The 13,208-nt window shown below is 70.5% G+C and carries 12 protein-coding genes and 1 pseudogene; 3 read left to right on the top strand and 10 right to left on the bottom strand.

All coding sequences use genetic code 11. The features are described 5' to 3' along the window. Nucleotides 1-171: 171 nt before the first annotated feature. The 8 genes and pseudogenes from ABIE44_RS10715 to ABIE44_RS10680 all read right to left on the bottom strand — a co-directional run bounded on the left by ABIE44_RS10715 (nucleotide 172) and on the right by ABIE44_RS10680 (nucleotide 6,998). Nucleotides 172-759 carry an ASCH domain-containing protein gene (locus ABIE44_RS10715; protein WP_209718306.1) on the bottom strand — a complete coding sequence of 196 codons (588 nt, stop codon included), beginning with the start codon at nucleotides 757-759 and terminating at the stop codon, nucleotides 172-174. Continuing rightward, on the bottom strand, nucleotides 759-1,484 hold the full coding sequence (locus ABIE44_RS10710) for a lysophospholipid acyltransferase family protein (protein ID WP_209718310.1): 726 nt from the start codon (nucleotides 1,482-1,484) through the stop codon (nucleotides 759-761). The genes ABIE44_RS10715 and ABIE44_RS10710 overlap by 1 nt, the downstream gene beginning before the upstream one ends. A 31-nt stretch (nucleotides 1,485-1,515) precedes the next feature. Further along, nucleotides 1,516-1,734: an SCO4848 family membrane protein gene (locus ABIE44_RS10705; RefSeq protein WP_209718313.1), complete on the bottom strand. Its 219-nt coding sequence runs from the start codon at nucleotides 1,732-1,734 to the stop codon at nucleotides 1,516-1,518. Nucleotides 1,735-1,753: 19 nt separating this feature from the next. Continuing rightward, nucleotides 1,754-2,224 (bottom strand): DUF2231 domain-containing protein, encoded by a 471-nt coding sequence (locus tag ABIE44_RS10700; protein ID WP_209718316.1) that lies wholly within the window; start codon nucleotides 2,222-2,224, stop codon nucleotides 1,754-1,756. A gap of 84 nt (nucleotides 2,225-2,308) precedes the next feature. Then, on the bottom strand, nucleotides 2,309-3,703 hold the full coding sequence (locus tag ABIE44_RS10695; RefSeq protein ID WP_354437994.1) for a cytochrome P450: 1,395 nt from the start codon (nucleotides 3,701-3,703) through the stop codon (nucleotides 2,309-2,311). Nucleotides 3,704-3,774: 71 nt separating this feature from the next. Continuing rightward, nucleotides 3,775-5,484 (bottom strand): LuxR C-terminal-related transcriptional regulator, encoded by a 1,710-nt coding sequence (locus ABIE44_RS10690; protein WP_354437993.1) that lies wholly within the window; start codon nucleotides 5,482-5,484, stop codon nucleotides 3,775-3,777. A gap of 736 nt (nucleotides 5,485-6,220) precedes the next feature. Next, nucleotides 6,221-6,727 (bottom strand): annotated as a pseudogene (locus ABIE44_RS10685) (ATP-binding protein); the annotation flags it as partial. A 121-nt stretch (nucleotides 6,728-6,848) separates the two neighbouring features. Beyond that, nucleotides 6,849-6,998 (bottom strand): hypothetical protein, encoded by a 150-nt coding sequence (locus ABIE44_RS10680; RefSeq protein ID WP_209718321.1) that lies wholly within the window; start codon nucleotides 6,996-6,998, stop codon nucleotides 6,849-6,851. 175 nt (nucleotides 6,999-7,173) lie between these two features. Between ABIE44_RS10680 and ABIE44_RS10675 the strand changes: the two genes are divergently transcribed. Continuing rightward, complete coding sequence (locus ABIE44_RS10675) at nucleotides 7,174-7,899, top strand: hypothetical protein (RefSeq protein WP_209718324.1); 726 nt, start codon at nucleotides 7,174-7,176, stop codon at nucleotides 7,897-7,899. 6 nt (nucleotides 7,900-7,905) lie between these two features. Here the strand turns inward: ABIE44_RS10675 and ABIE44_RS10670 are convergent, their stop codons facing one another. Next, entirely contained in the window at nucleotides 7,906-9,381 is a 1,476-nt protein-coding gene (locus ABIE44_RS10670; RefSeq protein WP_209718328.1) for an ABC transporter substrate-binding protein, read from the bottom strand. A 105-nt stretch (nucleotides 9,382-9,486) separates the two neighbouring features. On the opposite strand from ABIE44_RS10670, the gene ABIE44_RS10665 reads away from it, so the two are divergent. Further along, nucleotides 9,487-10,110 carry a nitroreductase family protein gene (locus tag ABIE44_RS10665; RefSeq protein WP_209718331.1) on the top strand — a complete coding sequence of 208 codons (624 nt, stop codon included), beginning with the start codon at nucleotides 9,487-9,489 and terminating at the stop codon, nucleotides 10,108-10,110. A 35-nt stretch (nucleotides 10,111-10,145) separates the two neighbouring features. Beyond that, nucleotides 10,146-10,832 (top strand): class F sortase, encoded by a 687-nt coding sequence (locus ABIE44_RS10660; protein ID WP_209718334.1) that lies wholly within the window; start codon nucleotides 10,146-10,148, stop codon nucleotides 10,830-10,832. Here the strand turns inward: ABIE44_RS10660 and ABIE44_RS10655 are convergent. Further along, nucleotides 10,815-13,163, bottom strand: coding sequence for a right-handed parallel beta-helix repeat-containing protein (locus tag ABIE44_RS10655; protein WP_209718337.1), 2,349 nt, complete (start codon nucleotides 13,161-13,163; stop codon nucleotides 10,815-10,817). The genes ABIE44_RS10660 and ABIE44_RS10655 overlap by 18 nt on opposite strands. Between the last annotated feature and the right edge of the window lie 45 nt (nucleotides 13,164-13,208).

Raw genomic sequence — 13,208 nt, 5'->3', positions numbered from 1 at the left:
CGCGTCGAGGTGCCTCGGGCACGCACCAACCCCGGATGGCACGCCACGAGTCACCCTTTGCCGGGCTCTCGCGCAGAAAGACCGGAAGCAGGGTGCTCCGATTACGGGACGTGGGAAGAAAAGTTCACGTCCGGCTGTGGCCCTGGCCACACCGCGGAAGATCCCGAGGGATCAGGAGCGCCGCGAGGTCCGGGCCAGGTAGGCGAGGCCGCGCGGGGAGAGCTCGTAGCCGACCGGGTGGCTGATGGTGAGGCCCATGCCCTTGAGCTTGCGCACGTCGATCTTGAACGGCGCGGTCTCCCGACCCTCGATCTCCGCGAGGTCCGGGGCGCGGCGCTGCGGGTTCTGCGCGATCAGCTCGAGCGTGCGCATCGTCCAGGTGCCGAAGCCGGACGCCTTGTCCAGACGCCCCAACCGTGCGTCGATGGCGGCGACGTCCTCGTCGGAGAGCTCCGCGTTCTCCCGGAGCGCGATCCGCGGGTCCGGGCCGGCGTACTCGAGCTCGATCCGGTACGTCGTCCACGTCTCGTCACCTGCCAGCCGCCTGCGCACGGCGTCCGGGTCGGGGTGTCCCGCGCGGGCGGCGTCGATCCGGGTGATCTTCTCGGGGCGGATCGCCCGGACGGCGACCACCCGGATCACCCCCGCCGAGGTCTTGAACGAGTGGCCCGGCTTCACGGCCTGCTTCCTCCAGCGGCGGAACGCCAGCGTGAGGGTGCCGTCGGCGACGCCCTGAGCGACCTTGGGCGGGAGCAGCATCAGTGCTTGCGTCGTCGGTAGAGGGCGTAGCCGATACCCGCGGCGGCCAGACCACCAGCGATCAGGCCGGGGGTGTTGCGCAGGTTCTTGTACTCCTCCGACACCGTCGGCCAGACCGTCTGGTCCAGCAGCATCCCGGCGTGCTCCGGGGTCGCCTGCAGGTCGGTCACCGGGATCGGTTCGCCGAACACGATCCGCACCTTGCGGGGCAGGGGCCACTTCCGCTTCTCGGTGCCGGTCATCGCGGTCGGGATGATCACCGCACCGGTCTCGATCGCCAGGCGGGTCGCGCCGCGCTTGGGGTTGCCGAGCTTTTCCGGGTCCGAGACCCGGGTGCCCTCGGGAAACAGCGCCAAGACGTCGCCGCGGCGCAGAATCTCGCGCGAGGTCTCCAGGGCTTCCTGGTCCGAGGCACCGCGCAGCACCGGGAACGCCCCCAGCGCCAGGAAGAGGCGGCCTTTCCAGCCCGTGAACAGCTCGGCCTTGCCCATGAAGTGGAGCCGGCGCTTGACCACGGCGGCGAGGAAGAACGAGTCCCAGAAGCTCTTGTGGTTCGGGGCGATCACGACCGGGCCGGTCTTCGGGATGTTCTCGACGCCCTTGGCCTGCAGGCCGAAGAAGATCCGGAGGACCGGGACCAGGATCAGGCGGACGATGAAGTAGGCGACCGGGTTGCTGCCCTTCTCGCGGGCGATCTGGTGCGCTTCCTCGTGGGTGCGGGGCATGGGCTGATCCTGTCAGAGGACAGCCCCCGCGTCAGTCCGCGGACCTGCTGGCCCTGAGCGCCTGCCAGCCCCAGCGACCGAGGACAGCGGCGATCACGAAGTTCACGACGATGAGGATCGAGTGCGCGACGTAGTAGCCGGTCTTCTCGTTGTCGGAGTCGATGAGGGCCTTGATGAACCGCGTGTAGGTCAGCACGTTCCAGACGGCGACGGCGAGCAGGACCAGGGCGTGCTTGCGTTCGAACTTCACGCTGGCAAGCGTACGGCGGTCAGCACTGCGCCTTCCACGTCGCCTCCGCGCCCGCGTGGCCCACCCGGGCCGTCTGGACCAGGACGGTCCCCGCGGACAGCACGGAGAGGATGGCGAGGGCAGCCACGAGCGGCTTGCTCACGTCTCCCTTGCGGTGCAGGAAGTAACCCACGATCGCCAGCACCGCGAGGGGGATCACCAGCCAGATCAACCAGTCGGCGAGATGCTCGTGGTTCTCGATGGCGTCGTGGAGCCCCTTGCACGTCGGACCAGGGTCGACCTTGTCCTTGAGCTCATCGCCCGACGCGGTGGTGAGCGGGACCAGGACCACGGCGAGGACCGCGAGAATGACCGGACCGGGTCCGAACCAGGCGCGGAAGCGCGGGAGGACCGAGGCCAGGGCAACGGTCAGTGCCGCGAGCGGCAGCACGACCACGGTCGCGTGGATGATGAGCGCGTGGACCGGGAGGCCCTGGAACGTGTCGAGCATCGGTCCTCCTGGAGGGTGCAGTCCGGTTGAACCCGAAACTACTCCCTCCGACCGCGAGGATCGATCATCCTTCGGTACTAGTACCTACGCGGTGCGCTTCTTCACGATGATCTTCGCGCCGTGCTTCGGGACCGAGGTGATGTTGCGGACCTTCGCCTCTTCCTTCGTCCCCGGTGGCAGCGTGACGTCGTACGTCGAGAGCACCTCGCGCAGGACCGCGACGCCCTCCATCAGCGAGAAACCTGCGCCGATGCACCGGCGGACGCCCCCTCCGAACGGGATCCAGGTGTTCGTCGCCACCTCGCCCTCGAGGAACCGCTCAGGTCGGAAGGTCAGGTGGTCGGGGTGGTTCGCCTCGGACTCGTGGGCCAGGATGATCGAGGCCGCGACGTTCGCCCCGGCGGGCAGGTCGACACCACCGATCGTGGCGGGTTCCATGAGGTGGCGGACCACCATCGGGATCACCGGGTGCAGCCGCATGGCCTCCTTGAGCACCGCCTCGAGGTAGTCGTTGTCCCCCGCCGTGGCGGCGTCCCGTGCCCTGCGCTCCTGGACAGGGTCCTTGCCGATCTCGTGCAGTGCCCACGCCAGGGCGGTTGCGGTGGTCTCGTGGCCGGCGAGGAGCAGGGTGACCAGCTGGTCGCGCAGCTCCTCGTCCGTCAGGCCGGAGTCGGTGGGGTTGTCCTCGTCGCGGACCAGGAGGAGCCTCGACAGCACGTCGGTGCGGTGCTCGAGATCGCTGGCTGCACGGCGCTCCGCGATCTCGGCGTAGATCACCAGGTCGAGGGCCGCCTGGTTCTCGAAGGCACGGCGCATCATCGGGAGTCGCTGAAGCCGGGGGAAGCCCCAGCCCAGGAAGACCGCCGGGCTGACGTTGACCGTCCTGTTCACCAGCGGCCGCATCTCGGCGAGCCGGGCCTCGTCGGTCACGCCGAAGACGACCTGCAGGATGACTTCGAGGGTCAGCGCGTTCATCCGTTCCAAGGACTCGAACGCCGTCCCCTCGGTCCACGTACCGACCTCGGTCTTCGCGAGCCCGTCGATCATCGACTCGTAACCGCGCAGTGCGGCCCCGTTGAAAGCGGGCATCAGCAGCTTGCGGGCGCGCTTGTGCTGCGAGGAGTCCTGGAGCAGCAGCGAGTGCTCCCCCATCACCGGCCCGAGGATGGCGTTGCCCTTGCCGGCGTGGAAGACCTCCGGGTCCCCCGCGAAGATCTCCCGCACGTGCTCGGGACGGTGGAAGAAGACCATCCAGCGACCCTCGGGCAGGATCTTGATCGAGAACACGTCGCCGTACCTGCGGTGCAGCCGCGGCAGCCAGGTGTGCCGGTACCGCATCAGCATGACGCTCTGCAGCAGGCCCGGGTAGCGAGGGCCCGGAGGCACGTCCTCACCGGTGACCTTGGCGGAGGGGCTCGGACCGAGCGGGCGCATCTTCTCGAAGCGTGCCTCGGTGCGGGGGTCGATCTGGATCGTCATGTCACGGTTCCCTTCGGTCCGCCCATGCTAGGTCGACCGACCGGTCGGGAGTACCTACCCAGGTAGGAGCTTCAGAGCAGGCCCTTGCGCTGCGCGATCGCAGCAGCCTCGGTGCGGGTACTGGCGCCGAGCTTGCCGAGGATGTTGGAGACGTGCACGCTCACCGTCTTGGTGGCGATGAAGAGCTGCTTGCCGATGTCGCCGTTCGACCGGCCCAGCGCCACCAGGGCGAGGATCTCCGACTCCCGCGCGGTGAGCGCCTCGTTGGCCGACGAGGCCCGGGACCGCGGAGTCGTGCCGAGCGTGCGCAGCTCGGCCAGCAGCGGCTCCAGCCCGAGCGCGGTGGCATCCTCGCGGGCCGCGTCGGCCACGACACGCGCCTGCGACGCATCGCCCGCGGCCTGGAGGACGGCGGCCAGCCTGGTCCGCGTGCGGGCCACCTCGGAGCGGTGCCCGAGCTCGACGAAGCGGTCGACGGCTCTCTGCCACGCCTCGACCAGCTCGGCCTCGCCCGGCGGGTCGATGCCGAGCAACCAGCGCAGCCGCAGACCCTCGGCCGACAGCCGCGCTGCCCAGGCGATGCCCTCCGGGCCCCAGTGGGTCGCTTCCTCGGCCTGCAGGGTCAGGGTGCGCCGGCTGCCCTCGAGGATCCGGTCGGCCTCGGCAGCGATCCGTTCGCGGTCGGCCGTCGGGACGTTCACGATGCAGCACGCGAGCGCGCCCAGGGTGATCGCCCCGAGCCGGACGCGGGCGTGGAAGAACTCGCGCCACAGCGAGGTGACCGTCTCCACGATCCGGTCGTGCTCGGCGATGATCGCGTCGACGTCGCTGTCGAGCGCGTGGAACTCGATGGCCGCCGGGCCGGCGGTGATCGCGATCAGCGGGTCCTTGCGCCAGTGCGCCTCGATCTGCGGCAGCAGCGCCACGGCGGACCGGTCACCCCGGGCCGCCTTCACCGTCACGCCGACAGCCGCGAGCAGTGTCTCCGGAACGGCGGGGGGCGCCTGGCCGGTGACGTCGGCGAGGCGGAGCGCCAGGTCGTAGTCGCCGACGATCGCGGCGATCTGGGCGTGCAGGAACCTGCTGTCGAACGCGAACGGGGCCCACGGCTGTCCCAGCCCGAGGCCGACCGCGTAGGCCTGGTCGAACTTCTCGACCGACTCGGCGAAGGCGCCCCGGTCCTGGTACCACCGCCCGAGCAGGAACAGCGAGCGCAGCTCGGCACTGGCGGCACCGGTCTCCTGGGCGCGGCGTACGGCTTCTTCCAGGCCCGAGCGCACGTCTTCCGAACCGCGGGCTCCCAGGGCGGCCAGGGTGGTGATCACCTCGGTCGCCAACCGCGGCAGGTCCTGGGTCTCGGCCAGCGTCAGGGCCTCGGCACCGACCTCGCGGGCCTGCTCGGTGTTGTCGTTGAAGGCGTGCGCCCGGGCGTGCGCGGCGAGGACCGTGGCCCGCAGCCTGGACGGTTCGTCGGGCACCAGGCTCAACGCCTGCTCGGTGAACTCGAGCGGGTTCAGCTTGGTCTCGTCGACCATCACCGCGGTCGCCATCGCGACCAGGAGGCGACCGCGCTGCTCCGAGGGCCAGTCGTCGGCGAGGCCCTCGAGCACCTCGCGCACGACGGAGAACGCGCGGCCCGGGCGGCCCGACGCGATCAGGGCGTCCGACACGCGGTGCCCGAGGTACCCGAGGTCGACCACGACCTCGGTGCGCGAGGCCGGGTCGGCCAGCAGCTCCAGCGCGGTCTGGAAGTGGTCGGCGGCCTCGTCGGGACCGCCCACGGACATCGCCTCGTCGCCGGCCCGGATGCTGGCGCCGACCGCGGTCGCCAGGTCGTGGGCCGCGCGGGCGTGCCGGGCGAGCTCGGCAGCCGTGCCGCTGGACCGGACGTCCCGAGGCCAGTGCCTCGACGTACGCGGCGTGCATCCGGACCCGCTCGCCCGGCAGCAGGTCGCCGTACACGGCCTCGGCGAGCAGCGCGTGCCGGAAGCGGTAGAAGTCGTTGCTGGTGGGCACCAGGATGTTGAGCTCGACGGCCTCGCGCAGCGAGGTCTCGAGGTCGGAGGCGGACACTCCGGCCACCTCGGCGAGCAGCGCGTGGGAGACCCGACGGCCGGAGACGGACGCGGCCCGCACCACCTGGTGCGCCACCTCGCTGAGACGGTCCAGACGGACCAGCAGCAGGTCGGCCAGGTCCTCGGGCACCGAGCTGCCCGACATGGAGGTCGCGCCGACGAGCTCCTCGACGAAGAACGCATTGCCCTCGGCGCGCGCCACGATGCTGGCGACGTCCGCCTCGCGCAGCGGTTCGGGGTGCAGCTGCTTGACCAGCGTCCGCACGTCGCCGGGACCGAGCGGCTCGAGCTGCATCCGGCCGACCCCGGGCATCCGGCCCCACTCGGCAGCGGCGCTGCGCAGCGGGTGCCGTCGGTGCAGGTCGTCGGCCCGGTACGACGCGACGATCGCGACCGGGTTCTCGAACGGGCGGGAGAACAGGAAGCGGATCAGGTCGCGGGTGGAGGTGTCGGCCCAGTGGACGTCCTCGAGCACCAGCAGCAGCGGGGCGGAGGACGCGACCCGGTCGAGCAGTCCGTGCACCGCGTCGAACAGGTCACCCCGTCCGACCGACGCCGAGGCGTCCTGCTCCGAGCCCTGCATCGTCCGACGTCCGGGCTGGAGGGCCCGCAGCACCGGGCGCTCGCCGGCGGCCTCCTCGAGCAGGTCGGGGACCTGGGTCGCGAGCCGGCCCATCACCTCGGAGAACGGCAGGTAGGGCAGCGCGCTGTCGCCGAAGTCGAGGCAGTGCCCGGCGACCACCTGCCAACCCTCGGAGAACGCGACGTCGCGCAGCTCGGTGAGGATCCTGGTCTTGCCGACGCCCGCGTCCCCGGACAGCAGCACCGCGCGGTGGACCGCAGCGGAACGCCCGACGCCGAGGACGGAGGCGAGCTCGTCCAGCTCGGTCTCGCGACCGATCAGCGCCGGGACGTCGTCGGCGTACTCAGGGAGAGGCACGCCACCCATGATGACGGGTGCGACCGACAGCGTCGCCCCGTTATCGCGGACGGCGTCCGGAAAGGACAGGGTCTCGACAGGCACCAACGAGGAGCAGCCCCGCGGTGATGCCAGGCGAAACCCCGCCCCGTCAGGACGCAAGGCCCGGTCGGTCCTGGGTGTCGATCTGGTTGCGGGTCTCCGAGCGGGCGGCACGCCGGCCACGCAGGGGACGCCAGTCGCGGCGCAGCACCTCGCGGCGGTAGTTGGTCTCGGCCCGGTACAGGTCCTGGTTGAACATGATGTTTCTCCTTGTCCGCGGGCACGGCGCCCGATTCGATGTCTTGAGGTTCGTCCTCTGAGGTAGGGCGGGACATCGGGCAGGTGCCTTATTTCCGGTTCAGGCGGCCCGAGGACGTACTTAGGCACCCGCGACGGCGTTGACGGGAGCCCGCTCCCGACGGGAGGCTCTCGCCATGTCCGTGGTGCGCCGTACGTCCGTCGCCGCCCTCTCCGCTGCAGTCCTGGTCCTCGGCGGCTGCGGCGGCGACGACCAAGGGCCAGCGTCCTCCACCCGGGCCACGGGGGCGTCGGCGAGCAGCCAGCCTCCCGGTACGCCGACCGGCCCGGCCGCCTCCGCAGACGCCGACCCGAGCGCAGGCGCGAGCACCAGCGGCGAGCCGACGACATCGGTCGGCAGGGACTGCAGCGCGATACAGGGGATCCCGGACGGCACCTGGGAGGGCCCGCTCACCATGGACGTGCGCGGATCCGGTGGCGGATCCAGCGGCACGTCCGGTTTCGCGGACTCGAAGGGTGCCGGCACGCTCCGCGTCGTCGTCGCTCGCGGGAGGGTCACCGACGGGACCTGGACGCTGACCTGGAAGTCGGAGGGCCACGCCGACACCGGTCGGGCCGCGGCGAGCATCAAGCTGACCGGGAACGTGCGGGGCAGCGTGAAGGGCCCGGCCACCAAGCCGGTGCTGCGGGCGTCCTGGAAGGTCGACGGCACCGTGGAGGTGACCAAGCCGCAGAAGTACAGCGCTCCGGTCAACGAGTCGGGCGAGGACTCCGAGACCATGAAGATCGTCTCGGCCGACTGCGACGAGGTCACCGGGACGTTCCTGCCGTCGTTCAACAGCAAGGACGCGGCAGCGACCTTCACCGGCACGGCGGAGTGGAAGGGCACCCCTGCCGGCTGACGCCGGTCAGCCGGTGGTGAGGCCCCGGCACTGGTACTTCCGGCCCTCGACCGGCTTCCACGCGCTGCCGCTCCACTGGATGAAGCGCCAGCAGTCAGAGATCTTCTTCGAACCGACGTGCATAGGGGCGTGCATCCCGTTCGAGGTCCAGTTGTCGACCTTTCTCATCGCGGCGATCAACGAGGCGCGGCTCAGCTTGCCGCCCAGCTTGGTGGCCTGCTCGGCGAAGAGGCGGGCGGACGACCAGGCGAACAGGCCGAAGAAGGTCGGCTTTGCTCCGGGAGCGACCTGCTGCAGGTACTGGATGTAGAGCTTGATCTCCGGGTTGGAGGCCGCCTCCTCGAACGGGGTGAAGTTCAGGAAGACGTAGGTGCCCTTCGCGGCGTCGCCGGCGAGCTTCGGGTACTCGTCGTTGTACGCCGACGGGTCGAGCAGGAACACCTTCGGCTTGAAGTTGTTCTGGACGAACGCCTGGGCCAGCTTGGCGAACTGGGGCGACGCGGCGATGAACTGCACCGACTGCACCCCGGCCGACTTCATCTGCTGCACGTACGGCGAGTAGTTGAACTCGGCAACGTCGATGCCCTTGACGGTGGCGAACTTGATGCCGCGCTTGGCCTCGTGCTTGGCCTGGCTCTGGCCGTTCGAGGCTGCGGCGCCGATGTTGATGTACAGCATCCCGCCTCCCTTGCCGCCGGTGCGCCGGATGATGAAGTCTGGGACCGCGTTCTGGAACGCGTCCGGTCCGGCAGGTTGCGCCCCGAAGCAGGTCTTGCAGTTGCCGCGCTCGACGGTGGTCGCGATCGCCCGGATGTCCGGGATCCCGCAGCCCTCCGCGGTCTTGGCGCCGCCGGAGTCGAAGGACGACATGGACCCGACCATGGCGAAGTCGTTGTCGCAGCCCTTGGTGTAGCCCTGCTGGTCGCCACCGCCGTCGGTGCGGCTGTCGTAGAGGTCGAGCTGCAGCTTGCGGCCGCAGATGTTGCCCCCCGAGGCGTTGAAGTACGCGACGTACGCGCGGGTCGCCTGCTGGGCTGCGGTGAAGAGTCCGGGCACCGGCCCGCTGATGTCGGAGGAGTTGCCGATCTTCACGACGCTGTTGGTCATGCCGGGCCCGTTCTTGAAGCCGGCACAAGAGACTCCCTTGATTCCCGGAGGCGGCTGCTGGCCCGGCCCGGGCGCAGGGTTCTGCCCCGGAGGCACGGGGTCTCCGCTGGAGTTCGTCGGCTGCTCGCCCGGGCTGGTCGGGTCCGCACCCGGGGCGATCGGGTTGCCGTTCGGTGCCGTCGGATCGGCTCCCGGGACGACGGCGTCGCCGCCCTGCCCACCCTGACCGGGATTGTTCACCGACTGGGCCCGGGCTGCCGTCTTCGCGTCCACCGTGCTGCCTCCGCAGCCGGCGAGGATCGCGAGGACGACGGCGACCAGCGCCGCCGCGACCGCGCTACGAGCGAACCCGACCGTCACACCTTTGTGAGCCATGTCCGCGAACGTAACAGCGCAGAGGCGCTATGTCAGTAGTGACGAAACTATGGTCCCGCGCCGGTGCGGCCGGTGTAGACCATCGCCCGTCGCTACCCTCCACGTGTGGAGTTCCAGCAGGTCGTCGACCGCCGCCAGATGGTCCGCGACTACACCGACGTGCCGGTCGACCCGGCCCTGGTGGATCGCGCACTTCGCAACGCCACCCGGGCACCGAACGCAGGCTTCACCCAGGGCTGGGGGTTCCTCGTCCTCGACACCCCCGAGGACGTGCGCCGCTGGTGGGCGACCACAGCCGGCCCTGAAGCACTCGCCGCCCCTGACGCCTGGTTGCGCGGGATGATGCGGGCGCCGGTGGTCATCGTGCCGTGCTCGAGCCGAGCCGCCTACCTGACCCGGTACGCCGAGGTCGACAAGGCGTCGTCCGCCCGTCTCGCAGTGGTCGAGGGTGAAGCACCGTGGTCGGTGCCGTACTGGCACATGGACGCCGCGATGGCGTCCCTGCTGATCCTGCAGACCGCCGTCGACGCCGGCCTCGGTGGCTGCTTCTCCGGGATCCCGGTCCCGAAGCTGGAGGCCGTCCGCCGGGAGTTCTCGATCGCCGAGGAGTTCGAGCCGATCGGCGTGATCACCCTGGGCCACCCTGCCGGCGAAGCGCGTACGGGCTCGCCCACGCGCCGCGCGCGGAAGCCGCAGACCGAGGTGGTCCACCGCGGTTCCTGGATCTGACACCGATCCCCTGGGCGACCTCTTACGCTGGACCCATGACGACGACCACCGTGAGCAACCAGCGGCGTGCTGCCCTGGTCGTTCTCGTGGTGGCGACGACGATCGCCCTCGTCTGGACCTTCTGGCCCCAGGGCGAGCGCAAGTCGCCCGCTGCGAAGCCTCCGCCTGCCCAGGCCGTCTTGCCCGGGACGGTGCTGAAGTCCTCGGAGTGCGGGAACCAGGCGGACAAGCCGTTCCGCCCGACTCGGATCACCGTGAGCGGAGTCGGCAAGAACTCGCAGGTGCTGGCCCTCGGACGCGACGGCAACAACGTTCCGCGTGCTCCCTCGCTCAGCTCGGCCGGCAAGACCCAGTACGGCTGGGACGACCCGGCCCAGGCGACGAACTTCAGCGACACCCTCAAGCCGGCGGGGGCGCTCCCGGGCAGCGCGAAGGGCAACGTCCTTCTCAACGCCCACACCTGGCCCGACGGCTCCGCCCTGGGCAACCGACTGATGGAGCACCTCAAGGTCGGGGACAAGATCGTGCTCGGCGGCAAGCATGCCGAGCTCTGCTACCGGGTCACCAAGAAGATCGTCATCAAGGCTGCCGACGGCTCCGCGGAGTACTACCAGCAGGACGGTCCGCCGCAGCTCGCACTGATCGTCTGCTCGCCGCCGAGGATCGGTCCGGGCAACTGGGTGCACCGGACCATCTGGTTCGCCTCACCGATGGCGGCCTGACCGCGCTTCGGCCCGCTCGCTGCGCGCGAGCCGCATCACGATGATGCCGAGCAGGATCAGCCCGACCCCCGCGAACGGGACCCAGAGCGGGAAGCTTGTGCCCGTGCCGGGGAGGACGGATCCCGGACCGGCACCGGCCTGACCGCCACCGTCGTCGGGGTTCGCGCTCCCGGGCACCGGAGCGCTGCTCGGCGACGTGCTGGGTGCGTCGGCGGTCGGGACCGTCGAGGCCGTGATGCTGGGTTGGGCGCTGGGCTCGAGCGTCGGCGTCGGGTCGGTGGTCGAGGTCGGCTCGCCCGTGGGGGTCGGCTCGTCCGTTGGGGTCGGGTCCGCCGTGGGAGTCGGGGTCGGCCCGTCCGTCGGCGTCGGGGTCGGGGTCGGTGTCGGCTCGTCCGTCGGCGTCGGCGTAGGCGTCGGGTCCACCGTGGGAGTCGGGGTGGGCTCGAGCGTCGGCGTAGGCGTCGGCGTAGGCGTAGGCGTCGGGGTGGGGTCGAGCGTCGGGGTCGGCGTCGGGGTCGGGTCCACCGTGGGAGTCGGGGTCGGCGTCGGGTCCGGAGTGGTGTCGGCAGTGATCACGAAGACCAACGGCACCGGTTCGCCCGTGACGGTCGGTGCCAGGTTCTCCCGGTCGACGACCCCGTGCGTCAGGTCCTCCCCGGCGACCGCCGGCGCGACGTACGTCGCCGTGACGCTGTGGCTGCTCCCGAGGGTCGTCCCGCCGGCCAGGGCCCCGAGCTGCGCGTCGTAGGCGACCGGGAACCCGTCGAACGCGGCCGGAAGTGCGCCGACGGGCTCGTCGGTGACGCCGTCGGAACGAACCAGCGAGATCGTGACCGGGACCGACTCCGAGGTCGCGACCGGGACCCGGCCCTGGGAGTCCAGGGTTTTCCCGGTGGCCGCCACGGCGACGCGGATCCAGTGCGCAGCAGTGAACGACCCGATCGCTTCGTTGCAGTACGAGGACGTCCCGCTGGGTCCGTCCTGGCAGCCCCACCAGTCGTCCTCGGCAGAGACGACCGCGTTCGTCGAGTTGGCCAGGCCGACCCCGTTGCCGAAGATCCGGTTCTCGCGCAGATCGAACGACCCCGGCCGAGCCGTCCCCTCAGGCGCCACCGTCACACCGGTCTGCCAGCCGACGAGGTCGTTGCCCATAGCCATCACCGCGCCGACGCCACCGCGTACAGCGATCCCGGCGACCCCGGTGCCGTCCGAGCGGAGCTCGTTGCCGAGGATCGAGATCTGGCCGGCGTACTGGCCCTTGACCGGGACGACCGAGATTCCGGTCCCGGTCGCCGTGACCACGTTGTCCGCGACCCAGGAGCTCACCACGGCTCCCGCGATACTGATGCCCGTGCTGGTCGCCGCCCCCGTGCCGCTGATCGTGTTCCCGGTGACGACCGCTGATCCGATCCTCGTCGCGACGGCACCGTCCACGGAGTTCGTCGAGACCAGGATGCCGAAGTCGCCCGCACCGACGTCGGTGATCGTGTTGCCGGTGATCGTCACGTCGGCGTAGCCGCCCATCGCGGCCAGCGCCGCGTTGTAGTCGATGTTCTTGACCGCGACGAGGCGTCCCTTGCTGGTGTTGTCGCGGACGACGACGCGGTTCGTGATCTGGTTCGGCGTGTACTCGTTGAGGAAGACCACGGCCGAGATGCCGCTGCTGCCCTCGGTCAGCACGTTGCGCTCGATGGTCACGTCGCCGCGGTACCCGTCGATGCCGACGCCGTTGTAGTAGGTCGAGGAGATCGTGGAGTCGGAGATCGTCAGCGGCGGCGCCGTCCGGTCGCCCAGCGTCGCGGAGTAGCCGGCGTCGGCGTACACGCCGTAGCTGGGTCGGCTCGGATCCCCGGTGCCCTGGATGTCCATCCGGGTCAGGGTGATCGAGCTGATTCCGGTCGTCACCTGCTTGATCCCGATGGAGATCCCGAAGTAGGTCGTCGCGGTCGTGTTCTTCGACGGGTTGGTCACCGTCAGGTCGGAGATGGCGATGGCGCCGACGCCCTTGGCCGCGGCGCCGGGGAGGATCCGGAAGACTCCCGGCGTCGACCCGACACTGCCCCCGCCACCGTCGAGGATCGTCTGACCAGCTCCCGCGCCGACGATGGTGATCGGCTTGTCGAGGACCACCCCGAAGGTGCTGTAGGTGCCGGCGGCGATCTGGACCGTGTCCCCGGGAGCAGCTGCCGCGACCGCGGGCGCGACCGCCGTGAAGGCACACCCGCTCGGGCACACCTGGAGGGTGGCTGCCGCGCTCGCCCGGTCCGAACCGATGACGGCGACGCTGACGACCACCAACCACGCTGCTGCAAGAGCTCGTGAGTTCCGCATCCGACCTCCGAAGATCCCGAGGCACAGAAAGCGCCCTGGGCCAAG

The sequence above is a fragment of the Marmoricola sp. OAE513 genome, assembly GCF_040546585.1.
GTDB lineage: Bacteria > Actinomycetota > Actinomycetes > Propionibacteriales > Nocardioidaceae > Marmoricola.
This window is presented reverse-complemented; position numbering and strand designations above follow the sequence as displayed.

Bases quoted from the DNA above. Each gene is read 5' to 3' on its own strand.
- ABIE44_RS10680 (WP_209718321.1), bottom strand. From the start codon at position 6,998: ATGTTCAACCAGGACCTGTACCGGGCCGAGACCAACTACCGCCGCGAG.
- ABIE44_RS10710 (WP_209718310.1), bottom strand. From the start codon at position 1,484: ATGCCCCGCACCCACGAGGAAGCGCACCAGATCGCCCGCGAGAAGGGC.
- ABIE44_RS10655 (WP_209718337.1), bottom strand. From the start codon at position 13,163: ATGCGGAACTCACGAGCTCTTGCAGCAGCGTGGTTGGTGGTCGTCAGC.
- ABIE44_RS10660 (WP_209718334.1), top strand. From the start codon at position 10,146: ATGACGACGACCACCGTGAGCAACCAGCGGCGTGCTGCCCTGGTCGTT.
- ABIE44_RS10700 (WP_209718316.1), bottom strand. From the start codon at position 2,224: ATGCTCGACACGTTCCAGGGCCTCCCGGTCCACGCGCTCATCATCCAC.
- ABIE44_RS10695 (WP_354437994.1), bottom strand. From the start codon at position 3,703: ATGACGATCCAGATCGACCCCCGCACCGAGGCACGCTTCGAGAAGATG.
- ABIE44_RS10670 (WP_209718328.1), bottom strand. From the start codon at position 9,381: ATGGCTCACAAAGGTGTGACGGTCGGGTTCGCTCGTAGCGCGGTCGCG.
- ABIE44_RS10715 (WP_209718306.1), bottom strand. From the start codon at position 759: ATGCTGCTCCCGCCCAAGGTCGCTCAGGGCGTCGCCGACGGCACCCTC.
- ABIE44_RS10675 (WP_209718324.1), top strand. From the start codon at position 7,174: ATGTCCGTGGTGCGCCGTACGTCCGTCGCCGCCCTCTCCGCTGCAGTC.